Annotated in this window: 27 protein-coding genes and 1 riboswitch; of the genes, 13 read left to right on the forward strand and 14 right to left on the reverse strand. The window is 39.2% G+C overall.

What is annotated here, in order from left to right; translation table 11 throughout:
- Positions 1-173: 173 nt before the first annotated feature.
- The gene (gene pdxR / locus CEF22_RS03515; RefSeq protein WP_100401779.1) at positions 174-1,556 is read right to left on the reverse strand and encodes a MocR-like pyridoxine biosynthesis transcription factor PdxR; all 1,383 of its coding nucleotides are present in this window, start codon (positions 1,554-1,556) and stop codon (positions 174-176) included.
- A gap of 109 nt (positions 1,557-1,665) precedes the next feature.
- Here pdxR and CEF22_RS03520 point away from each other — a divergent pair, with 109 nt between their 5' ends.
- Both CEF22_RS03520 and CEF22_RS03525 read left to right on the forward strand, forming a co-directional pair.
- Positions 1,666-2,109, forward strand: coding sequence for a GNAT family N-acetyltransferase (locus CEF22_RS03520; protein WP_100401780.1), 444 nt, complete (start codon positions 1,666-1,668; stop codon positions 2,107-2,109).
- Between the two features lie 138 nt (positions 2,110-2,247).
- The gene (locus CEF22_RS03525; RefSeq protein WP_100401781.1) at positions 2,248-3,957 is read left to right on the forward strand and encodes an ABC transporter ATP-binding protein; all 1,710 of its coding nucleotides are present in this window, start codon (positions 2,248-2,250) and stop codon (positions 3,955-3,957) included.
- Positions 3,958-4,036: 79 nt separating this feature from the next.
- On the opposite strand, the gene CEF22_RS03530 is transcribed toward CEF22_RS03525, so the two are convergent.
- The 5 genes from CEF22_RS03530 to CEF22_RS03550 form a co-directional block, all read right to left on the reverse strand.
- Positions 4,037-4,450 carry a MarR family winged helix-turn-helix transcriptional regulator gene (locus CEF22_RS03530; protein ID WP_100401782.1) on the reverse strand — a complete coding sequence of 138 codons (414 nt, stop codon included), beginning with the start codon at positions 4,448-4,450 and terminating at the stop codon, positions 4,037-4,039.
- Between the two features lie 83 nt (positions 4,451-4,533).
- A complete protein-coding gene (locus CEF22_RS03535; protein ID WP_100401783.1) occupies positions 4,534-5,265 on the reverse strand; it encodes an SDR family NAD(P)-dependent oxidoreductase in 732 nt (243 codons plus the stop codon).
- Between the two features lie 138 nt (positions 5,266-5,403).
- Positions 5,404-5,835, reverse strand: a complete 432-nt coding sequence (locus CEF22_RS03540; RefSeq protein WP_100401784.1) for a hypothetical protein — start codon at positions 5,833-5,835, stop codon at positions 5,404-5,406.
- An 8-nt stretch (positions 5,836-5,843) separates the two neighbouring features.
- Positions 5,844-6,383, reverse strand: coding sequence for a LytTR family DNA-binding domain-containing protein (locus tag CEF22_RS03545; RefSeq protein ID WP_100401785.1), 540 nt, complete (start codon positions 6,381-6,383; stop codon positions 5,844-5,846).
- On the reverse strand, positions 6,361-7,854 hold the full coding sequence (locus tag CEF22_RS03550; protein ID WP_100401786.1) for a nitrilase-related carbon-nitrogen hydrolase: 1,494 nt from the start codon (positions 7,852-7,854) through the stop codon (positions 6,361-6,363). Before CEF22_RS03550 ends, CEF22_RS03545 begins: the two co-directional genes overlap by 23 nt.
- A 220-nt stretch (positions 7,855-8,074) precedes the next feature.
- Between CEF22_RS03550 and CEF22_RS03555 the strand changes: the two genes are divergently transcribed.
- The 5 genes from CEF22_RS03555 (at position 8,075) to CEF22_RS03575 (ending at position 11,565) form a co-directional block, all read left to right on the forward strand.
- Positions 8,075-8,542 carry a flavodoxin gene (locus tag CEF22_RS03555; protein ID WP_100401787.1) on the forward strand — a complete coding sequence of 156 codons (468 nt, stop codon included), beginning with the start codon at positions 8,075-8,077 and terminating at the stop codon, positions 8,540-8,542.
- A gap of 10 nt (positions 8,543-8,552) precedes the next feature.
- A complete protein-coding gene (locus CEF22_RS03560; protein ID WP_100401788.1) occupies positions 8,553-8,699 on the forward strand; it encodes a Fur-regulated basic protein FbpA in 147 nt (48 codons plus the stop codon).
- A 94-nt stretch (positions 8,700-8,793) separates the two neighbouring features.
- Positions 8,794-9,408: a PH domain-containing protein gene (locus tag CEF22_RS03565; protein ID WP_100401789.1), complete on the forward strand. Its 615-nt coding sequence runs from the start codon at positions 8,794-8,796 to the stop codon at positions 9,406-9,408.
- A 74-nt stretch (positions 9,409-9,482) separates the two neighbouring features.
- Entirely contained in the window at positions 9,483-10,469 is a 987-nt protein-coding gene (locus tag CEF22_RS03570; RefSeq protein ID WP_157843156.1) for a helix-turn-helix transcriptional regulator, read from the forward strand.
- A gap of 160 nt (positions 10,470-10,629) precedes the next feature.
- A complete protein-coding gene (locus CEF22_RS03575) occupies positions 10,630-11,565 on the forward strand; it encodes an ABC transporter substrate-binding protein (protein ID WP_157843157.1) in 936 nt (311 codons plus the stop codon).
- 54 nt (positions 11,566-11,619) lie between these two features.
- Here the strand turns inward: CEF22_RS03575 and CEF22_RS03580 are convergent, their stop codons facing one another.
- Genes CEF22_RS03580 through CEF22_RS03595 form a run of 4 tightly spaced genes read right to left on the reverse strand, consistent with a single transcriptional unit; the run spans position 11,620 to position 14,291 of the window.
- A complete protein-coding gene (locus tag CEF22_RS03580) occupies positions 11,620-12,498 on the reverse strand; it encodes an ABC transporter permease (protein ID WP_100401792.1) in 879 nt (292 codons plus the stop codon).
- The gene (locus CEF22_RS03585; RefSeq protein ID WP_100401793.1) at positions 12,498-13,418 is read right to left on the reverse strand and encodes an ABC transporter ATP-binding protein; all 921 of its coding nucleotides are present in this window, start codon (positions 13,416-13,418) and stop codon (positions 12,498-12,500) included. The genes CEF22_RS03580 and CEF22_RS03585 overlap by 1 nt, the downstream gene beginning before the upstream one ends.
- Positions 13,415-13,840, reverse strand: coding sequence for a DUF3021 domain-containing protein (locus CEF22_RS03590; protein WP_100401794.1), 426 nt, complete (start codon positions 13,838-13,840; stop codon positions 13,415-13,417). The genes CEF22_RS03585 and CEF22_RS03590 overlap by 4 nt, the downstream gene beginning before the upstream one ends.
- A gap of 1 nt (position 13,841) precedes the next feature.
- Complete coding sequence (locus CEF22_RS03595) at positions 13,842-14,291, reverse strand: LytTR family DNA-binding domain-containing protein (protein WP_100401795.1); 450 nt, start codon at positions 14,289-14,291, stop codon at positions 13,842-13,844.
- Positions 14,292-14,499: 208 nt separating this feature from the next.
- A riboswitch (cobalamin riboswitch) is annotated at positions 14,500-14,698 on the forward strand.
- Between the two features lie 222 nt (positions 14,699-14,920).
- Between CEF22_RS03595 and CEF22_RS03600 the strand changes: the two genes are divergently transcribed.
- The 6 genes from CEF22_RS03600 (at position 14,921) to CEF22_RS03625 (ending at position 18,850) form a co-directional block, all read left to right on the forward strand.
- Positions 14,921-15,145, forward strand: coding sequence for a hypothetical protein (locus tag CEF22_RS03600; protein WP_100401796.1), 225 nt, complete (start codon positions 14,921-14,923; stop codon positions 15,143-15,145).
- 120 nt (positions 15,146-15,265) lie between these two features.
- On the forward strand, positions 15,266-15,661 hold the full coding sequence (locus CEF22_RS03605) for a MarR family winged helix-turn-helix transcriptional regulator (RefSeq protein ID WP_232726056.1): 396 nt from the start codon (positions 15,266-15,268) through the stop codon (positions 15,659-15,661).
- Positions 15,662-15,775: 114 nt separating this feature from the next.
- Positions 15,776-16,432 carry a hypothetical protein gene (locus tag CEF22_RS03610; protein WP_100401798.1) on the forward strand — a complete coding sequence of 219 codons (657 nt, stop codon included), beginning with the start codon at positions 15,776-15,778 and terminating at the stop codon, positions 16,430-16,432.
- A gap of 126 nt (positions 16,433-16,558) precedes the next feature.
- Complete coding sequence (locus CEF22_RS03615; RefSeq protein WP_100401799.1) at positions 16,559-17,515, forward strand: helix-turn-helix transcriptional regulator; 957 nt, start codon at positions 16,559-16,561, stop codon at positions 17,513-17,515.
- A gap of 75 nt (positions 17,516-17,590) precedes the next feature.
- The gene (locus tag CEF22_RS03620; protein ID WP_100401800.1) at positions 17,591-18,223 is read left to right on the forward strand and encodes a type 1 glutamine amidotransferase family protein; all 633 of its coding nucleotides are present in this window, start codon (positions 17,591-17,593) and stop codon (positions 18,221-18,223) included.
- An 84-nt stretch (positions 18,224-18,307) separates the two neighbouring features.
- On the forward strand, positions 18,308-18,850 hold the full coding sequence (locus tag CEF22_RS03625) for a hypothetical protein (RefSeq protein WP_100401801.1): 543 nt from the start codon (positions 18,308-18,310) through the stop codon (positions 18,848-18,850).
- Positions 18,851-19,011: 161 nt separating this feature from the next.
- Here CEF22_RS03625 and CEF22_RS03630 read toward each other — a convergent pair whose 3' ends face one another.
- The 4 genes from CEF22_RS03630 to CEF22_RS03645 all read right to left on the reverse strand — a co-directional run bounded on the left by CEF22_RS03630 (position 19,012) and on the right by CEF22_RS03645 (position 22,173).
- Positions 19,012-19,719: a DUF1287 domain-containing protein gene (locus CEF22_RS03630; RefSeq protein ID WP_232726057.1), complete on the reverse strand. Its 708-nt coding sequence runs from the start codon at positions 19,717-19,719 to the stop codon at positions 19,012-19,014.
- 117 nt (positions 19,720-19,836) lie between these two features.
- Positions 19,837-20,397: a redoxin domain-containing protein gene (locus tag CEF22_RS03635; protein WP_100401802.1), complete on the reverse strand. Its 561-nt coding sequence runs from the start codon at positions 20,395-20,397 to the stop codon at positions 19,837-19,839.
- Positions 20,394-21,488 carry a sensor histidine kinase gene (locus CEF22_RS03640; protein ID WP_232726058.1) on the reverse strand — a complete coding sequence of 365 codons (1,095 nt, stop codon included), beginning with the start codon at positions 21,486-21,488 and terminating at the stop codon, positions 20,394-20,396. The genes CEF22_RS03635 and CEF22_RS03640 overlap by 4 nt, the downstream gene beginning before the upstream one ends.
- Positions 21,475-22,173 carry a response regulator gene (locus CEF22_RS03645; RefSeq protein ID WP_100401803.1) on the reverse strand — a complete coding sequence of 233 codons (699 nt, stop codon included), beginning with the start codon at positions 22,171-22,173 and terminating at the stop codon, positions 21,475-21,477. Before CEF22_RS03645 ends, CEF22_RS03640 begins: the two co-directional genes overlap by 14 nt.
- Positions 22,174-22,184 lie beyond the last annotated feature (11 nt).

Raw genomic sequence — 22,184 nt, forward strand, 5'->3', positions numbered from 1 at the left:
AATGATTTTTCTTCGCTCCCGATTTTGATCCATTTTTTTAGATAATGTGTCGGCATGGGGCTGACATCGACGGCGTTTACTGTTTTTGAAGAAGAATGATTGAGGTGTAAATATGGAGCAAGAAAGGCTAGAACCACAAAGTTAATATAACTTAAAGGATAGCCTCGATCTCCTCACTCCACTTCCCAAGCCTTTTTCAACAACTGCACACCTCCGACAATTTCATCAAATGTTAAGCTGCTGAAGCCTAGTTGAATCAGCGGCTCTTTTGTTTTTGCTTCGATAAAGTAGGGGGTAGTCGGATACACTTTTACCCCATATGCCAGTGCTTTTTGAATAAGGGAAGCCTCGGTTTCGTTTGTATGCAATTGAGCGACGACATATAAGCCTGATTTCTCTCCAATGATTGAGATCTCATTGCCGAATGCTTGTTGTAGCTCTGAGACGAGAAGGTGCATTTTTTGTTTGTATACGTTACGCATTCGCTTAATATGGCGCACCCATTCGCCTTCTTTCATGAAAGTGGCCATCGCTTGTTGATGTAGAAGGGAGGCGTTGTTTTCAAATTGTCCAACAGTGGCTTGGAAGGATGCTTGCAAAGTTGGCGGTACAATCATATAAGCAATGCGGAGACTAGGTAAAAACGACTTAGAAAAGTTTCCGATGTAAATGACGTGTGACCGATCGAGTGCCGATAAGGCGGGAAATGGCTGTTGTTCATAGCGAAATTCACTGTCGTAATCGTCCTCAATAATAAAGCCTTGTCTTTTGATTGCCCATTGAATTAAGCATTGTCGTTGTTGAATAGATAGCGAGACTCCGTATGGAAATTGATGTGAAGGGGTGACGTACATTAATTTCGACTCATAGCAGTTTAATTGCTGAAATTGATGCCCTGTTGGCGTGACCGACATTGTTTCGATCTCGTACTGAAGCATTCGAAAGACATCTACTGCGCCGTTATAACCAGGGTCTTCTAAAATGATATGTGTATGAGTGGACTTTAGGAGAAGGCCGATCGAGAGCAGAAGCTGTTGTGTGCTACTGCCAATTATGATTTCTGATGCGGTCACTTCTATTCCTCGTGATTGTAGCAAATAGGAAGCAAGTTGTTCGCGAAGCTCCATTTCTCCCGTAAATTCCCCGTACATATAAGAAGGTTTCTGTTGCAGCGTTTGATTCATCAGTTGTCGCCATTTTTTTAGTGGAAAATGTTCCATATCGACACCGCCTGCTCGGAAGTCAATTTGTACTGTGGAACACGCCCCTTGTTCTTTCTTTCGCTTTGGTAGCTGTTCATTCAGAAAAATCGGTTCAAACGGATTGACGAAGTAGCCTCTTCTTCCTTCCCCTCGGATATATCCTTCAGCAACGAGTTGTTCGTAGGCTGTTAGCGTCGTATTACGACTGACGTGTAACCATTCGGCTAACGTGCGGATGGACGGCAGTGATTCGTCGGCTTTGACATGTTGCTTTTCAATTAATCGTTTGATTTGTTGATAAATTTGTTTATATTTTGGCTCATTTCCTGAAAACGAAAAAAGATAGTGTTTCATCATGTCCTCCTTTTGACATGTGGAAAAGTTTTATTCTGGCCCTTTTATAATGTCAGAATATTTTATATCATTCTACTAAAGTTTGTGATAAGAGAGAAGGGAGAATGACATGAACATTCAATTACTTACGAGAGAGATGTTAGAAGAGGCAAGTGATTTATTCAATGAATACCGAAAGTTTTATGGGCAATCAAGTGATAAGACAGGAGCGAAAGCATTTTTAAGCGAGCGTTTTGAACGAGGGGAATCGATCGTATGGCTTGCGTATATCAATGGGCAAGCGGCTGGATTTGTACAGATGTATCCATTTTTTTCTTCGGTCGCGATGAAGCGTGTGTACGTTTTAAATGACTTATTCGTCATGCCAGAATTTCGTCAACAAGGTGTAGCGCAGACGTTAATGGAGACTTGCTATACGTATAGTCAACAACAGCAAGCCCGACAAATTAGACTTGAAACCGCAAATGATAATGACTCAGCGCAGCATTTATATGAAAAAATGGGGATGAAAGTAGAGCAAGGTGTGAAGCATTATATTAAAAATTGGGAGTAGGGTAGTGAAGTTTTTTAAATGAAATAAGTGGGTGACCCTTCCAGTCAATGAAAAGTATTGAATAAAAAAGAAACTACCTCTATAATTGAGAATGGATTTCATTTGTGTTCATCTATTACTTAACTGGGAGGTTATTATTTGCTCACACGCTTTTTTTCTTATTACCGACCGTATAAATGGTTGTTTATTCTTGATTTTGTTTCAGCGATTATTGTAGGGGTTTTAGAGCTTGCCTTTCCTTTAGCGGTCAATCAAGTGATTGATCGATTATTGCCAGAGGGCGATTGGGGCCTTATTTTATTCGCTTGTGTTGGTTTGCTGTTGATTTATCTGTTGAATACAGGATTGCATTATATTGTGACCTACTGGGGGCATATGCTTGGGATTAACATTGAGACAGATATGCGTCAAAAGCTGTTTACTCATATGCAGAAGCTTTCATTTGGGTATTATGATAACAATAAAACGGGTCATAGTATTTCTCGTCTGACGAAGGATTTAGAGGAGATTGGCGAGGTCGCTCATCATGGGCCGGAAGATGTGTTTGTGGCAGTGATGACATTGATCGGTTCCTTCGCCTTGATGCTCAGCATTAACTGGAAGCTGGCTGTTTTGTCTTTTATCGTGATTCCGCTTCTTATTATTCTTGCGATTTATTTTAATAAAAAAATGACGGTCACTTTCCGCAAAATGTTTCAAAATGTGGCCGAGATTAATTCGAGAGTAGAGGATAGTATCGGTGGTATTCGCGTCGTTCAAGCGTTTGCTAACGAGGAGTATGAGCAGGATAAGTTTAGAGAAAACAATGAAAGCTACCGGACGACAAAGCTACAATCGTATAAAATTATGGCGCAAAACATTATGACTAACTACTTATTAATGAGAACGGTTACGTTGTTCATCTTATTGTTCGGGACATTTTTTGTCATTAGAGGAGAGTTAACGTACGGAGAGTTTGTTGCTTTCATTTTATTATCAAATGTTTTAAGTGGGCCAATTCAAAAGATTAATGCCGTCATTGAAAGTTATCCGAAAGGGATTGCTGGATTTAAGCGCTATACAGAAGTTATTGATACGGAGCCAGATATTCAAGATCATGAGCATGCGGTAGAGATGGAATTAAACGGGGCAATTCAATATAAAAACGTTTCTTTCGGTTATGAAGGTCTTGAACCAGTACTTAATCAGATTAGCCTATCTATTCAGCCAGGAGAGACGGTGGCATTTGTTGGTCCGTCCGGTGCTGGAAAAACGACGCTATGTAGCTTGCTTCCACGATTTTATGAGGTGCAGGGTGGAGCGATTTCGATTAATGGTCGGGATATAAGAGACATTAAGTTATCCTCTTTGCGTAGCCAAATTGGAATCGTCCAGCAAGATGTCTTTCTTTTCTCAGGAACGATTCGCGAAAATATTGCTTATGGAGATTTACAGGCGAGCGATGCTGACATTTTAGCGGCTGCCGAAAAAGCAAAGTTAGCGGACTTTATCGATGATCAACCACAAGGGTTAGACACGGTCATCGGTGAGCGAGGTGTGAAGTTGTCTGGTGGACAAAAGCAACGATTAGCGATTGCTCGTATGTTCTTGAAAAACCCACCAATCCTCATTTTGGATGAAGCCACTTCGGCATTAGATACAGAAACAGAAGTTGCTATCCAAAAATCATTGGAAGAACTGACAGAAGGAAGAACAACCCTCGTCATCGCCCATCGACTAGCTACGATCAAAAATGCCGATCGCATTCTCGTCGTCACAAAAGAAGGAATTGCCGAACAAGGCAATCATCACGAATTGATTGAGTCTAAAGGAATATATAGTCGACTGCATCAAGCCCAGTTTGGGTGATGAGGTGCCTGTCACTCCCCGAAGTTTGTCGAAAAAGGAGAGTCGATCATGTGAAAAAATGATTGGCTCTCCTTTCATATTATTGATTTAACTTACTGTAAATGTGCAAGAGCTGTTGGCGCTCTTCGCTAGTCAGTTTTTCAAAAAGCTGTTGTCGGAGCTTGCTGCCTTCTTCTTGGGCTTTACTCAGCATAGCAACGCCTTCGTCGGTAATGTGTAAATAAAGAATGCGACGATCTTCTTCGTCGGCAAGTCGAACAGCCAGCTCTTTTTTGATCAGCTTTTCGGATAAGTGAGTGACGGAAGGTGGTGTTAAGCCGAGGCTTTTGGCAATATCAGAAGGTCGGCTTTTTCCATGTGTATTTAGGTGGCTTAATACGAGAATGTGAGAAATACCTAAGTTTTCATTAAACGTTTTATTCCAGTGGATAATCATTTTATTTGTCACTTGATCCATCGTGTGAATCAATTCAAAGATTGTTTCATTTTCCATCGTATCCCTGCTTTCTAACGGTCTCATTCTATCATAGCATAATAAGGAAAAAGCCCTTGCAGAAAAGGGCTTTTTCCTCGTGATTATTGAGCAGAGTAGCCGCCGTCAATGACTAATTCCGCTCCAGTAATAAAAGAAGCTTCATCGGAGGCTAAGTAAAGAGCGGCATTGGCGATATCCTCAGGTTGCCCTAAACGTTGTAGCGGAGTAGCCGCTTCCAATCGTTTTAGTAGTTCTTTCGATGTTTCTAACCCTTTCGTCATTGGCGTTTCGATGATTCCTGGGAACAGGGCATTGACGCGGATGCCTGAACGTCCGTAAAAAGTAGCGGCCGCTTTAGAAATTGCCCGAACGGCTCCTTTCGATGCAGAGTAATGGTTCAAGCCCATGCCAATTTGTGCGGTGAAGGAAGAAATATTCACAATCGCACCTTGCGTTTGCTCCTGCATGTAAGGAGCGACATGCTTCATCCCAAGGAAAGGTCCGAAGCCGTTAATCGTCATCATCAGTTGCCAATCTTTTGTTGTAATGTCTTCCATCGCTTTTTCAGAAGAAATCCCCGCATTGTTAATGAGAATATCAATCTTTCCAAATCGTTCATAGACGTCCTTCGTTAATTTGGCCCAATCCTCATCTGAAGAGACATCGAGCTTCATGCCGTATACATTGTCTTTTAGACTCACCTTTTCTAACGCTGCTTCATTAATATCTGCAGCAATCACAATTGCACCTTCTTGACTAAAACGCTCCACCATTTTTTCCCCAATACCAGAAGCTCCACCAGTAATAATGGCTACTTTATCTTTTAATCTCATCGTTCAATCCTTCTTTCTAATATATTATTTAAACATCTAAATATTTTACGTTTAAATAATATCATACACGTTTTTCGTAAACAACATATATGTTTATACATGAAGACTCCCACTTCAATGTTTGAAGTGGGAGATCGGCTATGATAAGAATGTTTTATTCGCATTTTTAGACTTCTTAAGATGAAGATAATGGTTATACATCATGATCTTTTTATTGAAATGATAGATCAGTGGCAAGGAGATAATCATGATCATTAACGCAAACAGATAGACAGTGAGTTCAGACAATATGCTTAGACCGCCGAAAAAAACGTTGACGCTAAAATAAATGAGTAAAATAAAGAAATAAGTTAATCCTAGTTTGATTGAAAAAGGATAATCGGTGTTAGTCAGTACTTTGACATGGATGAAGAAGGAAATTGAGAACGAGGCCATAGCAATTAGAACGCTAGCGATATAATTTTCAGGGTTTGTCAAAATAGGCTGACCCAATATAATAAGAGCGATGCCTCTTATAAGTAAACCTGCAAAGGCCGACATAATCAGTGCTTTCATATAATATTTCTTCATAAATGAATCTACCTCATACCTAAAAATTTTTTAAAATGTCCAACATGGTTCTTTGATACTTCTACTTCTTTTTTGGATGGATCAAATTTCAGAAGTAATTTTCGGTTGAACCAGGGGATGATCTTCGTGACGGAATCAATATTGACGATAAAGGAGCGGCTTACCTTGACAAATTTGTCAGAAGGTAAGCGCTCCTCTAATTGATAAAGCTTTTCTCTCATTCGATACATCTGTGCGGCTGTATGACAAACTACAGATGAGCCATCTGCCTCGAAGAAGAGGATTTGATCGTGATGGATGACATAATATTCTTCATTATGCATGCCAACAATTTTGGATGTGGCTGATTTAGAAGATAGCATTTGCAAAATATCGAATAATTTATTTGGATCACTAGGATTAAAAACGATACACGGGTTGAAGCTATGGTGAAGCCCATCTTCAACGATGTATAAATCGGCATCTTGAAACAATTCGATACCGAGCGATTCGATTTCTTCTAGCAATTGATTTCGTATGTCATTATTACAGATTAGACCTAGTTTCATTATGACTCCTTGAAGCAAGCGATTTTTTTTGATCTCTGTATATGATGATTAAAGCACCTATTAATGCGAGTATAACACAAATGACGAAGTACTTTCCGAACAGGGAATAGAGTGTTTTCGTACCTTGTGTAGGAACTTGGCCTCTCATGACCCAATCGTCTGTATTGAAATGATTCATTTGTGATAAAACTTCACCTTTGTAATTCGTAATCGTAGACAGGCCGTTTACAGATTGCGTGACCGTATTAGCGCCATTTTCAATTCCACGCATATGACCGACGATCGTGTGATAAGGCGTCACTTCTTTCCAATCGGCTGATGGAATGAAAAGAGTATCCACACCTTTTTCCCCAACTTGATCAATAATGGACGGGAAATCTTTATCCCAACAGATGATTCCAGATAGTCTACCATATTCTGTATCGATAGAATGAATCTTTTTATCCCCAAGTACAGTACCTTCAAACATATTGCCGCCATATTTAAAATGTTCAATGGCAAGTTTTCCAGACGAATCAATCATATAGAGAACATTTTCGTTCGGTTCTTCTTCACGAGTAAGCACATAGGGGACGGCAATAATATATACTTGTTTATCTTTAGCAATCTCCTGTAGCCTTTTTAAATAAGCTGCTTTTTGTGTTTCATCAATGATCAGTGTTCCCTCTGAATGCACAATCATCTTTGCCCCATTTTCCGCTTCTTGAATCGTCTGAGCAATTAATTGTTCCATATTTTTTTCTGTTTCGTTCAGAAATGTGTGAAGATCCTGTTTATGCAAATCAGGCAGTTGTGTAACTAGAGGGTCATCTCGGTCAACTGTATGAATGCCTGAAACCGCCACTGTTTTCACATCGGAGTCCGACATTACACGCACACTTCCGAATGTAAAGATGGCTATCAACACAAGCGACGTTCCGATGATGTACGTTCTTTTATTAACATGTGGATGGTCTAAAGTCAGCCAAAAGATAATCGATGCTGTCCAAGTGATGACAAACGTGATGCCGACTACCCCAATGACGGAAGCGAGTTGTGCGATGCTGAGAACTTGATATTGAGAATAACCAAGAACTCCAAAAGTGCCGTTTGGATTGAAGTACAAGTTCAAGTAATCAAGTAAAGCATAGGTGCTAGGAAAAATGAGCGTTGCTGCAAAGGATGTCGATTTCTTATAAGCGAGCTTCTGAAAAAAGAAGGGGAATGCGAACATCGATCCAGCAAGGGCAGGCAAGTATTCGAAAAACGGAATAGGCACACTTGGAATCAAATGAAAGAAACTTAATTGATTACATATACCTGTCAAAACAATCAAGATGACTAAAGACTTACGCGGACTCAAATGTTTCGTTGCCAAGAAGAAGAAAATCGGATAGATCCAAGCGGCCGGAGCGATGAGAAACTTTCCGTTGCTTAGAACCATCAAGATGGCTCCTAATAAAAATAAGGTAATTGTTTTCATATGTTTCATGTCAAAATCTCTCCCTTCCAATGATGGGATCAGTATAGATGTTCAAGGAGAGACTTGTACTGATAAATATGTATAAGGAACAAAACATACGATGAACGGGACAATTTTGTGGATAGAAATATCCCCCCCTTTTTCTCTCTTGACAAAAATCAGGAAATTTTATATAGTTAGATCAATAATGATAATCATTATCAATTAACTCATTGAAAGGGGCAGCTGCATGTCGAAAACGATCGTCATGATTTATGCTAGTATGAGTGGAAATACAGAAGAGATGGCCGAGGCGATTGAAGCAGGTGTGAAAGAGGCCGGGGCCGAGTTACGAAAGATTGATATCAATGATGAACCAGAAGCACAAGTGCTTGAACAATATAGCGGAATTTTATTAGGGGCTTATACTTGGGGAGACGGAGAGCTTCCGTATGAGTTTGAAGAGTTTTATGAAGAGATGAACGAAGTAGATTTAACCGGAAAAGTAGCAGCGGCTTTCGGCTCGTGTGATTCGATGTATCCGAAATATGGAGCGGCGGTTGATTTATTAATCGAAAAGCTAGAGGAACGGGGTGCTTCTGTTCCTCAAGACGGTCTGAAAGTGGAACTTACCCCAGAGGATGAAGATGTAGAAGCATGCAAGGAGTTCGGTCGGATATTTGCGAAGGAATTGCTTTTTACTAAACAGGAAGGGTGAAGATAAAAAAATGGTAAACTTTAACAACAGTAAAGAACATATGATTTACTGGTTACTAGATCGCCAAGTGTATAAGGCAGATGACGGCAGACATTTATTCGAGCTATCTGCACAAGAATTACGACATTTAGTGGAAGAAATAGTCTATGTTTGTTAAGGGTAAAATAAGTGTGAATTCTTTAAAAAATTTGTTAAAATAAAATGGTAATTTAGTAGTTTTCACCAAATGAAACCGAAGAAGGGATGATAAGATGTTTAAGAAAATGGCTGCGGATGCGTTAGGTTTATCTGATATTGGAACGATTATTTCTCCGGCTGACTATGATAAAGCGGATGCCGATGATTATGTGATGCATGAGGACAACGAGAAGATTTATTTTTTAATTAAGACGAAGGCAGATGAGTATTGCTTTACGAATCTAGCGTTGATTCATGTGGATGGGGAAAGTGCCGTTTCGTCTAAGAGAACGTTGAAGCGCTATCCGTATTCCCAGCATAAAATTTCTGGCGTTCTGTTAGAGACAGCTGGAAAAATCGATATGGATGTCGAAATTAAATTTATGATCGGCGGTCAGCATTTTGATATCGATGTGAGAAAAGACCAAATTGAGCAGCTGAAAGACTTATATAAATCACTTCTTCGCATTGCTGAGATTACGTATGATAATGGGTTGCATATGGATATGGCGACGCAAAGCTTAGATAAAGCAGCGATGATTTTGCAAAGCTCTAGAACGGATGATCAAAATTTAGCTGGTACGTATAAAGGATTAACAGATTTTAGCTTTGAATGGCTAACATCTGCTCATAATAAGTATCATATTAAAGACTTCGGTCATGTGTTTGAGAAATATATTAATAACTAAATGAGTGGGGGTACTGTTCGGATGGGTGAATGAACAGTACCTTTTTTTATTTGCTCAAGAAAGGAGAAGGTTTTGTGGAAACAAAGCAACTAAATCGATTTTTCCATAGTTTCTATCAACAATATACGGAACAAATGCAGTTGTCCCAAACGTCAGATGGCATACAGGACTGGATTTATGTACCTGAATCGAAGGGTGGAGGAAGCATTCAAATCATTCCGCTTAGAAAGGGGCTGGAACTCGTGATTGCGGATTATCACATTCATGAGCAACAAATGCTAGATTTCCAATGCGATGTCCCGATGATTGAGTTGAGCTTTTGTTTAAAAGGAGCGAGCGTCTACACGTTAAATGGCAAAGAGGCACAAATGCGTGCCGATATTAGTCAGCTTTTCTTCTTTAAGGACGTGCAGATTAGACGAAGAAATAAAGCAGAGGAACATATGATTGTTCTAGAAATTAAGCTTTCCTTACAGGCGCTTGAAGAGTTGATGGCTGATGTACCTGACCACATTCGAGTCGATTTCTTTAAAATAATCGGTTCAGAAAGTGTCCGTTCTTTTTTAGGGGAGATCTCGCCTGCCGTTCAATTGATTTTACACCAAATATTAACATGCCCTTATCAGCATCCATTAAAGAGATTATTTCTAGAAAGTAAAGTGCTCGAATTAATCACGATTTATTTTCAACAATATTTTTATGAATGGACGCAGTGCAAGAGCGCCTCTAGCCTCAAGGCTTCTGATGTGAAGAAACTTTATCAAGCAAGAGAGTTGTTAGTCGAGCAGATTGATCAGTCACTGACTTTAGTGGAGATTGCTAGAAAAGTTGGTTTAAACGATTTTAAACTGAAAAAAGGGTTTAAAGAAGTGTTTGGGCATACTGTATTTGGTTACTTGAGAGAACAGCGAATGAAGCAAGCGATAGTATTACTACAAAAGAGGGAGCTAAACATCGGTCAAATTGCACTGACAGTAGGGTATACAAATCCTAGTCATTTTGCTGCGGCTTTTCGCAAACAATTCGGAGTGAACCCTAGCGAGTTCACTCGCGGACAATAAGTTCAAGCTTTTAACATAATCCGTTTAAGGGTGGAAATGATCCGCTATTGGGTAGAGAATCATCGTTGAAATTGATAATCTTTATCAATGAAGATGTTTTGAATCCTATGTACGAGTGGTTCAAAATACCTCATCATTACATAGAAAGTAGGTAAGGGTGTTGAAAAAGTTATCAATGATGCTTGTTTTTATTTGTGTTCTTGTTTTTGCAAGTGCTTGTAGCAATGGAGGCGACAAGAAAAATGAAGCCGCTTCTGAAGAAAATGCTTCAAAAGAAACACGCGTATATTCATCTAAGCTAGGTGATGTGAAAGTTCCGGTCGATCCTAAACGAGTTGTTGTTGCTAGTTATCATTATCCCGGTCATTTCTTAAGCTTAGGGATCACTCCAGTTGCTGTATATGATTTAGCGAAGGACAGCGAGTTTTTTGGTGATCAGTTAAAAGATGCGGAAGTCATTTCAGATGATAGCATCGAGAAAATTTTAGAGTTAGAGCCTGATTTAATTATTGCTAATTCTAATAATAAAAACGTCGAGAAATTAAAAGAAATCGCGCCGACGGTCGTCTTTGAATTAGGAGAAGAGACGAGATGGGAAACGTTTTTAGAAATTAGTAAAGTAGTAGGGAAAGAAGACGAAGCGAAAAAACAAATAGCAGATTGGGACAAACGAGTGAAAGCAAGTAAGCAACGATTTGCTAAAGAATTTGATACGTCAAAAACGATCAGTGTGTTAGGAGAATATGAAAAACAAGTGTATGTGTACGGACCGAATCACGGTCGCGGAACAGAAGTCCTTTATTCTTTCTTAGAATTAAATTATCCACAAAAATTGAAAGACGAATTAAGTAAAGTTGATACAAATTACTTGGCAATTTCAGAGGAAGTGATCGGTGAGTATGTTGGGGACTATGTGTTTATTGCTGGCATGAGTGAAAAAGATGTGACCTTTAAAGATAAGCCCGTATTCCAAGACTTATCGGCTGTGAAAGAGGGAAATGCTCACTTTATTTCCGAGCAATCTTATTTTTTCACTGATCCAATCTCCTTAAACGCGCAATTAGATTATTTTGAAGATACGTTATTAGGAAAATAATAAATGGATAAGGTACTGTTCAAACGAGTGAATGAACAGTACCTTTTTTTGCGATTAAGCTGCACTCTTCTTTTTGAAAATGATAATAGATAAAATGGAAAGCACGACCATCGTGATCACAATGACGGCGATGCTTGTCGTCGCACTTAGCTGTTGCTCGCTCCATTCGTAGATCATCCCGTAGTTGATTTTATAAGCTTCTACTTGGACAGCGGGGGCACCAGCAAATACTTCTGTCATCGACTGTTCCATAAAGGCATTTCGCAGTAGTAATGTCGTGTGGCTAATTGGAAAGTACATGATAAGGTTTTGAGCAAAGCTTGGCAACGCGCCCGTTGGCACATAGATGCCGCATAAAAAGCCGATCGCTGTACCGACAATGGTACTTAAGGTAGAAAAAGCATTTTGCGAACGGACAAATAGCACGAGAAAGAGATTCATCGCACTTGCGAGTAAGACGGATAGCAGTAGAATGCCAACGACTTTAGCGAGATCGGCGATGCCTAGCCATTGGCCACCGGTCGCTACAATGAAAATTTCAGCGCCGATGAGGGCAATAAGAGAAAAGATAGATCCGATTAGAAAAGCATGTAAGACGTAACTGAGTTGAATGGTTGTGCGAGAAATAGGAGCGGTTAAAAAATCGGCCGTTACCTTTGACTCCATATCCTGTACGGCAATGCCGAATGCGGCCAGTGTCGATGTCACGGCAATCATCGATAAAAGTCCAGCGACGAGCCATTCATTGACCATTGTCACGACTTCCGGTGTCGCTTTTGTCATTTGTTCAATCGCATCCACTTGTAATTTTTGGAGGAATATCGCATAAAGAATGATCAAAATGATCACAGATAGCAGCGAGAAAAAGACTTGTGTTTTATCCCGTCGGAACACTTTGTTATTTCGTTGCACTAAGCTAAATAATGCTTCCATTAGGCCGCAACTCCTTCTTTCATAATATTCATAAAGACATCATCCATCGTTCCTTTAATCACTTCAAACGAAGCTAACAGCGGCTCTGCTTTTTTTAGTAAAACAAGGGCATGAACGGTAGACTCCACCCGAACAGAGAAGATGCCAAGCTTTTCGGTGTAGGAGAGTGAGTGTTCTTTAAGCCACTTCTTCCCTTCCGCCATATCATGAAAAACAAGCGCCATCTGGTCGTAGGCGTATTTTGTTTTAAGCGCATCGGGCGTACCCTCGGCTGCAATTTTTCCTTCTTTTAACACGACGATTTGATCAGCGACAGCGGCTTCCTCCATGTAATGTGTCGTTAGAAAAACAGTCATATTCGTTTCTAGCTGCAGTTTTTTAATTGTTTGCCAAACAAATTGGCGAGTTTGTGGATCAAGTCCAGTGGTCGGCTCATCTAAAAATAATATTTGAGGGCGATGGATAAGCGCTCGTGCGATGTCCGCCCGTCTTTTTTGCCCACCTGATAATGTTCCGTACTTCCGATTTTCAATATCTTCTAAATGTAAATAAGTCGAAATAAATTGATAGTTTTCCAGCCATTTAGCTTTCGACAAGCCATACATTTTGCCACGATGCATAATGTTTTCATAAACGGTTAATCGTTCATCGAGTAAGCTTTGCTGAAAAACGACACCAATCGATTTTCGAATGTTCGCATGATGATCGGCTTGATCGAGTGTATAGCCGTTCATGCGGACGGTCCCGCTCGATTTTTTAAGTAATGTACATAATATTTCAATCGTCGTTGATTTCCCGGCACCATTCGCACCTAAAAAAGCAAAGAGGGAACCTTGCTTGACGGTAAAGGAGATGCCTTTGACGGCTTCATAGTTGCCATATTGTTTTCGCAAGTTTTCGACTTGAATGATAGCACTCATCGTCTTTCTTCCTTTCGTTTTTGAATTTTTTCGTTCAACATGTCAATATCACGCTTAGTGAGGACATGTAGAATGCCCCAAGTGAGTCCATAAATGATCAACTCTGAAATAAGAACAAACATAATCGTTGAAACTTGTGTAACATCATACCAATCACCGACATATCCCGCTGTGAGTATACAAACAGTAAGAGCAATGAAATGGATGATTAATTGAATCGGAAATGATAAGCTTTCTGATTCAAAAATAAGCGAAAGAAGTCCGATCACTATGCCGAGGACAGCAGCCAACACTAGTTGTTTAAGTAGATCGGGTCCTGTCATAACAGCATCAGGGATAGATAAGACACTGATCGTCATTAAAGTGTAGGAAGAACTAAGTGAGATGAGTAGACCGATGATCATCATGCGTAAAATTTTCATACTATGTATTCCTCCCTATACCTAGTTGTTGTTTTAGTTCTTTTAAATATTTACGGCTCACATGGATCGAGACATCATTCTCAAGCAACAATTCCGTTGAGCCGAGTTTGCCCATTTGTATCGAGGCAATTTTATTGATATTCACAAGGGTTGATTTGCTCACACGTACAAAGTCTTTGGCGAGTTGTGCTTCTAGTTCGTACAATTTGCGTTTCGATTCGAATTCCTGTTCTTCCGTCTGCAAAAATACTTTTGCGCCTTCTGCATAAATCGAATAAATATCACTAATTTTCAGCATATGAATATCCTGCTGTAAATAGCCATCGATCATTGTCGTTTGCGCTGCTTGCAGCTGTTTCATTAATTGTTCGATTTGCCCGTTATATTCTTTCGCATGTATATGGATCTCCGTCTCTTCTAGCGCATGATTAATCGTTAAATGAATTTTCATAGGAGGCCTCCTTCCGATGAAGCTACTGAATCAGTATAGTATGAATGTAACATAGAAATTTTTGGGTCGGGGAGATTGTTGGATAAGAGGTTAGAAATGGTTCATAACAGGTGATTTTTGGGGTGTATAATAAAAGCTTTCCTCCCGACGGTTATAGGAAGAATAATTGTAATTTTTAAGAATTTTTGGTACATTTAATTTTGAAAGCTGAATATGTGTAGAAACAGGTGTGGATAAAAGAAGTTGTTTTGTCTGCTTAAAAGGGAAGTTCGGTTAGAGACCGACGCTGTCCCGCAACTGTAATTGGGAGCGATTCGAAAATGTCACTGTTTTCAGTCAATGAGAATGGGAAGGCTCGAAGCGTGATGATCATGAGCCAGGAGACCTGCCTGTTTTAGCACACATCAATTCCTACGAGGATAGGAGATGTTAAGTGCGAGCGATGAAACATGGGGATTTTTATGCCTTTTCACATGTTTATTTGATGATTCCTTCGCGCATTTAACAACTTCTTAAAGAAGTTGTTTTTTTATTGCCTATTTTTTACGGCAATGTGGCACTCGCACATCCTATACTTCTACGTAGCTGTTTCACAATATGTTTTAGTCTTTGCGAGGAGGGGATTTACATTGTTTGGGACCGTTAGTTATTTTGTTAATTACTTTAAAACATCGATTATGAACAACTACAGCTTAGTTCAATCAGAATCACTTGAAAGCATTGGTGATCAGTTGAGACATGAAATTCAACAACAGCATGTAGCATCGGCAGAGCAAGAAATATTACTTATAAACCTTGAAAAAGCTTATAAGGTAATTAAAGAAGACATATCTGGATCGGAAGAAGAAATATGATTCAAGAGGTCAATTATTTTCTAGGTCTTGAGACAGTTTGACATCATCCTTTACGAACTATATATTTTAATCAATAAATAATTTAATTAGGCTGTGATGATGGGAATGGATGACAAACAAATGAAGAGCGTAGAAGCAATTATGCGAGAGATGCTGGAAGTCCAGCAAAAGTCGAAGCGGTTTATCGAGTTGATTTCAGCTGATGAGCCATTTTCGCAAACTCAATTAGTGTTATTGTTACAGTTAAAGCTAAGTGGTGGAATGAAGGCGACGGAAATTGCGCAGTTTTTTCAAGTGACGCCTGGTGCAGTAACTTCCATGTGCGACAAATTGGAGAAAATCGGTTTGATTGAGCGTGTGAGAGAAAGCTCTGATCGCCGAGTCGTACAAATGATGCTAACGACTAGCGGAGAAGACAAAGTTACAGAGCTATTTACTAAGTTCCCAGAAGAAAAGTTAGCCGAAATGGCGAAAGTATTAAGCGAAGTAAATCAATTAATGGGCCGTATTTTTTAGGATTTCGTAAAAATGAAGTCCTTTTTTTATTGACAAAAAATATGGGAACACATATGTTTTAATTGTCATATATTTTAATTGTTAAAATATATATAAATTAAAGGAGTGTTAAGTTTGAGAAAAAATAAAGCTTGGACAGTCACGAGAGGTAAGGTGAAGAATATAAATGAAGCCTGTGAGACGGTTCATGTTCGCGGAGCAGTGACTTTTCAACAAGATATAGAAGTGAAGGAACTGTCTATTTTCGGGCAAGGTTTTTTCCGTGGTTCGGTAGTGGTAGAGCAGTTAACAAATAAGGGAGTTTGTATCATAAAAGAAGTGTGTGAAGTGAGCGTTATGAAAAACTTGGGTCATTTACAATTACACGTGGGAAAGATCACAAATGTGGACAGTTCTGGTTATTTGAAAGTGGGAAAAAGGTTAGATTGCCAGTGGCTAACTGTGAAAGGAGTACTTAGTGGAGGAGAAGTACATGCAAACAAAGTGCATTGTCGTTTGTCGGGTCCAAGTCGTGTTCAAAAGCTAGTCGCAGATGAAATCATCGTTGAGAAGGCGAAAGGGACCTTTTCGTTGTTGAAGAAAAAACTGGCTTGTGAAAAGGTCGTTGGGAAAAAACTCACTCTTTCATGGACTGAAGCACAGGAGGTCGAAGGGGAGGAGATCGTTATCGGGCCAGACTGCCATATTGATACACTTCGCTATAAGAAAAGGTATACGATTGATCCAACCTCTACTGTTCAAGATATTATTCAAATGGAGGGGAACGAATGAGTTTGCTGATTTTAGCGGTTTTATCCTTTGTTCCTCTTTTCATCAGTGGGGGATGAAGAAAAACCCCACTGATTGAAGGTTCACTTTATATAATAGATAATAAATTCTATATAGAGGGGGCTTTATATGCCTAAAGTTGACAATATGCTAGCCATTCTATGGATGCTTAATTCAGGTCAAAAAATTACTGCAAAGCAAATTTCAGAAAAGTTAGAGATGAATATAAGGACTGTGTATCGTTATATTGATACACTTTCGACAAGTGGTGTACCTATCATTTCAGACGCAGGGCATAATGGTGGATATACTTTATTGAATCATTTTATTGAAGCTCCTCTTTTCTTTGATTTTGAGGAACAGACATCACTATTTCATGCTGCTGTTTTTGCAGAAGAAGCCGGATATTATGGAGGAGAAGCACTAAATCGAGCTATTTCAAAGCTAAGCAACTATTCAAACGAAGAGCAGGAAAGAAAGATAAACCAACATTTAACCAGTCTTGAAATAATAAATCGAACAAGTTCTCTCTCGATGGAACCTTTCTTGAAGGAGCTAGAGCAGGCCGTAGCTGACGGATACTCTGTAAACATTCGATACGATAAAAATGGTGAAGAGCAATCAAGATTGGTTGATCCATATAGAATTATTTATTGGAATAATAAGTGGTATGTAATTGGGTTTTGTCATCTTAGGAATGATCTCCGTAGTTTTAGAGTAGATCGAATGGAAAGTCTACTGCTCACCGAAAATAAATTTAATCCACCAGAAAATTTTTCAGCGCGTGATTTTTTCTTGAAAAATCTTCTGCCAACGATAGAAGATAAGGAAGGGATTATTTCTCTAGTTATTATTGGGGATAAGAGGGTGTTGAATGATCTTTGTCAACATTGGTTTTTAGGACAGTATTTACAAGAACGGACTTCAACTCAAGCGATATTTCTTCTTGAAGAAGCCATCATACATACACAGGTACCTTACTTGCTTTTACCGTACGGGAAATCTATTCAAGTTATTGAACCAATCAGTCTGAAGAAAAAACTGGTTGAAGTTCTTTCGGAATTAATAACATTTCATCAAGTATGATAACTTCACTGACGTTAGTTGTCAGGGAAGTCATATTATTATAGGCTATATCAACTGTGATTGGAGTGTTATTGGATGCAAACGACGAAGGTTTATCTTTATGTATTTAATACAATGTCAGACTGGGAATATGGATATTTAATCGCTGAACTAAACTCAGGAAGATATTTCAAAAAAGATTTAGCACCTTTAAAAGTAGTTACAGTAGGAACTACTAAAGAAATGATTATTACAATGGGAGGATTGAATATAAAACCAGACATGTCCCTTGATGAGTGTACTCTTGAGAGTAAAGACCTTATTGTTTTACCGGGAGGAACTACTTGGGGAGAAGATATTCATCAACCTATCTTGAAAAAAATTGGCGAAGCTTTAAAGCTGGGCACTGTTGTTGCTGCAATTTGTGGTGCAACTGATGGTTTGGCTAATATGGGATACTTAGATTCTAGAAAGCATACAAGTAATAACTTAGATTATACTAAAATGGTCTGTCCTAATTATAAAGGCGAAAACTTTTATAATGTGGGACCTGTAGTATCTGATGAGAATTTGGTTACTGCATCAGGAATAGCTCCTCTTGAATTCGCGATGGAAGTACTGAAAACCTTAGATGTATTTGCACCAAATACATTGCACTCATGGTATAACCTAAATAAGACTCATAAATCTGAATACTTTTTTCAATTAATCGATTCGATAAATAGATGAAAAATAATCTCGTACGCTAGTAGATTCCTTGACCTAAACAAAAGTCTCAACTTCCATTCTAATACTATACTAGGAGGATATATTATGAAAAAAGAGCAATTAATACAGTTGATCCATGAAAAATTTGATGAGGAAGATTCTATTTTAATCGAGGATTTAAATGAAATCTTTCTAGATGAAAATGAATCTGTTCGTAACCAAGCTTTACTAAGAGCTTTACATAGTGAACAATTCGAAATTGACTTTGAAGAAAGCTTGGATAAAGTTATTCGGGATTTAGCTGTACAAATTACGCAGTATATTTTTAGAAGTGGAAGTATAGAAGGTTTTCATGCAGGAATTTATAATTTTGAGGATTATGAAAATATTCCCCTAAATACACCTGTTGAAAAAATTAGTCAGCTAACCCAAGCTAATATGAGAACTTTAAATAAAGAGCTAGTTGACAAAATTGGATTTCTATTGCACCTTTTTGCTAGTGCTGATTATCTTCATCTGAACACAGCGATTAATGGTTATAAGCATTATGGTAGTAATTGGGATGCCCCGGATATTCAGGAAGTTGAATCAGACCATAATGACTATGTGCTGCTCAGAACAGGTATGGATAAGTTTCTAAAAGAATAGCTTGAGTATAAAGGCATATCAATAATTGGGTATGCTTTTTGTATCGCTGTTTATTCTTTTCAATTGAAGAGTGTCAAACTACATTCAATGACATGATGATCATCTTTTGCCTTCTTCTATATCAGGAAGAAGCGCTTCATCAAATACATCTATATAAATATTCACTGATTTCCATACTTCCAACGAAAATGTCCAGCAATCGGTTGGCTATAAGAAGATAATTTAATTTCTGCGGCAAAAGGTGGAGCGTTGTGAATTAAATAAGGGACGCCATCTTTTGCTCGTTTATCTGAGATAATGCCGGTGTGATCCGTGCCCTCTAAATAAACGACAATGTCTCCAGGCTGCCATTCCGCCAGATTTTTCGCATCGCCCGGAATGAAATCCGTCGTTAACGATTCGGCATGTCGCTCAAGAAAGACATGCTGATTCGGCACTCGTCTGAAATCGATATTGGCATCCGGTTGTCCATTCACACGTGGATATAAAGACGGATTGGCTTGAATATCTTGATCGATCAAATCCTTCAATTCAACGTCGATGCCCATCAGTCCTCTCCAAATGACATCCGTACAAACTCCTTCACTTTCCGGTGGATAGCCCTTGACATAGTAGTTGCTCTCATACTTCGTTCGATTTTCTACTTCTTTCCTCGCCGTCTGGACGATATCTAGCGGATCAGCCACGCCATTTTCGTTCTGATCGACTCGTGAATATTGCTTTTCTACCACCACTTTTTTTGTAAAAGGGGACTGCAAATGAATTCCGATTGTATCTAAAATCATCCCGTTTCTGAAAAAGACGGTAAATAATGTCCCGCTTACTACGATAATCATACATAAAAGCAATAGGATTTTTTTTAGCTTCAATTTTTTGTTTCCTCCGTCAATAGATGATAATCTATATTATACCAAATCTGGATGGTTGAAAGGATGGAAACTAGTTGCTAAATAGAAATGAAAAAAAGCGTGTTTCTCACGCCTTTTTCAGTCAATGCTATTCATTAAATCTTCCATAATCACCTCGTCCATAGGGCCGACGACTTTTTCTTGGATGAGACCATTGGAGTCGATGATGTAGCTCGTTGGGATCGTGTACGCTTGATATTCTGGTCCGACTGTTCCTTGTTCATCAAGTGGAATCGGGAAGGTGAGTTCGTACTCGTCAACGAAGTCTCGAATACTTGCTTTCCCTTTATCTGTATTCGTTAAGTTGACGGCTAAAATGGTGATGGCATTATCTTTATTTTTTTCATAAAAAGATTGCATATGTGGCATTTCTGCCTTACAAGGTGGACACCATGTGGCCCAAAAGTTGAGAATTACTTTCTGGCCTTTATAATCTGAGAGTTGCACTTGTTCTCCCGTTAACGTCGTCAATTCAAAATCAGGTGGTATGTTTCCAGGTTCAAGTCCGATTTGTTCGGTTGAATTTGTTTCCTCTTGTTGTATAGTTGATTCAGCTTTATTGTCAGGTTTCCAAACGTTGACGATGATGATGCCGAGCGTTAAAGCTAAGATCGCGAATGTTAACATTTTTTTCTTCATGGCGCGTCTCCTCCTTTAACAAAAGTATGAACGGCTTTTGTTAAGGATTGATGAAGAAGAGGAAGCTCGATCGAAAAATGATGATGATGTCCGTCTGTCTCCACGCTAATTGTCCCTTGATGCGCTTCAATAATTTGGCGGGCGATCGCAAGTCCTAAACCTGTTCCCGGTGTACTTCTTGAACGTTCCATTCGATAAAAACGATCGAAAATCATCTCTTTTTGCTCTGGATCAATCCATTGGCCATGGTGGGAGAGGGTGATTTGGTACGTGTGATCGACACAAACGCCACGAATAGAGAAGTGGTTTCCTTCATTATAATCAATCGTATTTTGCAAAAGGTTCGTTACCACTTGCTTCAAGCCATCTTTATGCCCTTTCACAATCGCCGGTTCAAAGTCAGCCTTGATGTTTGAAAACGTATGCTGTAGCTTTAAATCAAAAGCAGTGACGGATTCATGAAGCAGCTTGTCCATCTCGATCTCTTCAAAAGGCTTCTGTAAAAAATAAATACCTTTGTCCCAAGCATTCAATTCAGTAATTAACTCGACAACTCGTGTAATGCGCTGTGATTCATCCAAAAGAGAGCCAAATAATGTGGCATCGCCCTGGATAACTTCGTGATGAAGCGCTTCTAAATAACCGTTAATATTCGTCAGAGGTGTTCGCAATTCGTGAGCGATATCTTTTAACATTTCATCTCGCTGATTTTGGACGGATGCCAACGTTTCGACCATTTGATTGAAGTTGCTCGCTAATTCAGCCAAACCGCTAGAAGTAGAGACATCGATTGGAGCGGGAGTGCGGCCAGCAGAAACTTCTTTTGCCGCGTTGGATAAAACTTTGACTGGCTTCACAATTTGTTTAGCGAAGAAATAATGAAAGACGCCGGCAATGACGAAAGAAAGAACGCTGACGATCACTAAAAAGATGTTGAGCATTTGCACGAGCTGTGGACCGGTAATATTTTCTGCATTGACTAAAAAACAGGCGTAGTCTTTGACAGACATGCCTGCTAGTAAGATGACGAGAGCAATCACGAGACTATTGACGACGACTAATTTGGAAAGTAATAATTTAAAGTCCTGCAAATTTATACCCCATTCCTCGCACGGTCTGGATGTAATCTTGTGGCGTTTTTTCTTTTATTTTTTCACGAAGATTCTTTATATGAACGTCGATCGTTCGCTCGGTGACCGCTTTTTCATGATGTTGATACAAATACGTTAAAATTTGTTCGCGCGATAACACTTGTTCAGGATGTTGCATGAACAAGTGCAGCAAGCGGAATTCAAAATTGGTGAGCTCTAACAATTCGCCATTCCATTTCGCTTCACCTTTGACGGGCTTCACTGTTAACCCATTGAAACTAAGCTTGCCACAGCGGCTAGCCGTTCTTCGCAAAACTGCCTCGATTCTAACCATCAGCTCGGCGGGACTGAACGGCTTCACGACATAGTCATCAGCCCCTAATTTAAAGCCGTCAATTCGATTCTTTTCGGATACTTTCGCTGTTAGCATAATGACGGGCATAAGGTTTTTTAAGTCTTCACGCAACCAGCGACAAAGTTCTTCCCCACTGATTTTTGGCAGCATTAAATCAAGAATTAATAAGCAAGGGTCTAGTTGCTCAATTAGTTCTTTCGCTGTTTGTCCATCCGCCGCTTCAATGACTTCATATCCTTCCTTCATTAAATAAATTTTGACAAGCTGTCGGATTTTATCGTCATCTTCCACAATTAAGACTGTTTTTCCGATTAAATTAGTGGCTGTCAATGCAGATCCTC

Source organism: Bacillus sp. FJAT-42315 (assembly GCF_002797375.1).
GTDB lineage: Bacteria > Bacillota > Bacilli > Bacillales > Domibacillaceae > Bacillus_CE.

Bases quoted from the DNA above. Each gene is read 5' to 3' on its own strand.
- pdxR (WP_100401779.1), bottom strand. From the start codon at position 1,556: ATGAAACACTATCTTTTTTCGTTTTCAGGAAATGAGCCAAAATATAAA.
- CEF22_RS03520 (WP_100401780.1), top strand. From the start codon at position 1,666: ATGAACATTCAATTACTTACGAGAGAGATGTTAGAAGAGGCAAGTGAT.
- CEF22_RS03530 (WP_100401782.1), bottom strand. From the start codon at position 4,450: ATGGAAAATGAAACAATCTTTGAATTGATTCACACGATGGATCAAGTG.
- CEF22_RS03535 (WP_100401783.1), bottom strand. From the start codon at position 5,265: ATGAGATTAAAAGATAAAGTAGCCATTATTACTGGTGGAGCTTCTGGT.
- CEF22_RS03540 (WP_100401784.1), bottom strand. From the start codon at position 5,835: ATGAAGAAATATTATATGAAAGCACTGATTATGTCGGCCTTTGCAGGT.
- CEF22_RS03545 (WP_100401785.1), bottom strand. From the start codon at position 6,383: ATGAAACTAGGTCTAATCTGTAATAATGACATACGAAATCAATTGCTA.
- CEF22_RS03550 (WP_100401786.1), bottom strand. From the start codon at position 7,854: ATGAAACATATGAAAACAATTACCTTATTTTTATTAGGAGCCATCTTG.
- CEF22_RS03555 (WP_100401787.1), top strand. From the start codon at position 8,075: ATGTCGAAAACGATCGTCATGATTTATGCTAGTATGAGTGGAAATACA.
- CEF22_RS03560 (WP_100401788.1), top strand. From the start codon at position 8,553: ATGGTAAACTTTAACAACAGTAAAGAACATATGATTTACTGGTTACTA.
- CEF22_RS03565 (WP_100401789.1), top strand. From the start codon at position 8,794: ATGTTTAAGAAAATGGCTGCGGATGCGTTAGGTTTATCTGATATTGGA.
- CEF22_RS03580 (WP_100401792.1), bottom strand. From the start codon at position 12,498: ATGGAAGCATTATTTAGCTTAGTGCAACGAAATAACAAAGTGTTCCGA.
- CEF22_RS03585 (WP_100401793.1), bottom strand. From the start codon at position 13,418: ATGAGTGCTATCATTCAAGTCGAAAACTTGCGAAAACAATATGGCAAC.
- CEF22_RS03590 (WP_100401794.1), bottom strand. From the start codon at position 13,840: ATGAAAATTTTACGCATGATGATCATCGGTCTACTCATCTCACTTAGT.
- CEF22_RS03595 (WP_100401795.1), bottom strand. From the start codon at position 14,291: ATGAAAATTCATTTAACGATTAATCATGCGCTAGAAGAGACGGAGATC.
- CEF22_RS03605 (WP_232726056.1), top strand. From the start codon at position 15,266: ATGAAGAGCGTAGAAGCAATTATGCGAGAGATGCTGGAAGTCCAGCAA.
- CEF22_RS03615 (WP_100401799.1), top strand. From the start codon at position 16,559: ATGCCTAAAGTTGACAATATGCTAGCCATTCTATGGATGCTTAATTCA.
- CEF22_RS03620 (WP_100401800.1), top strand. From the start codon at position 17,591: ATGCAAACGACGAAGGTTTATCTTTATGTATTTAATACAATGTCAGAC.
- CEF22_RS03625 (WP_100401801.1), top strand. From the start codon at position 18,308: ATGAAAAAAGAGCAATTAATACAGTTGATCCATGAAAAATTTGATGAG.
- CEF22_RS03635 (WP_100401802.1), bottom strand. From the start codon at position 20,397: ATGAAGAAAAAAATGTTAACATTCGCGATCTTAGCTTTAACGCTCGGC.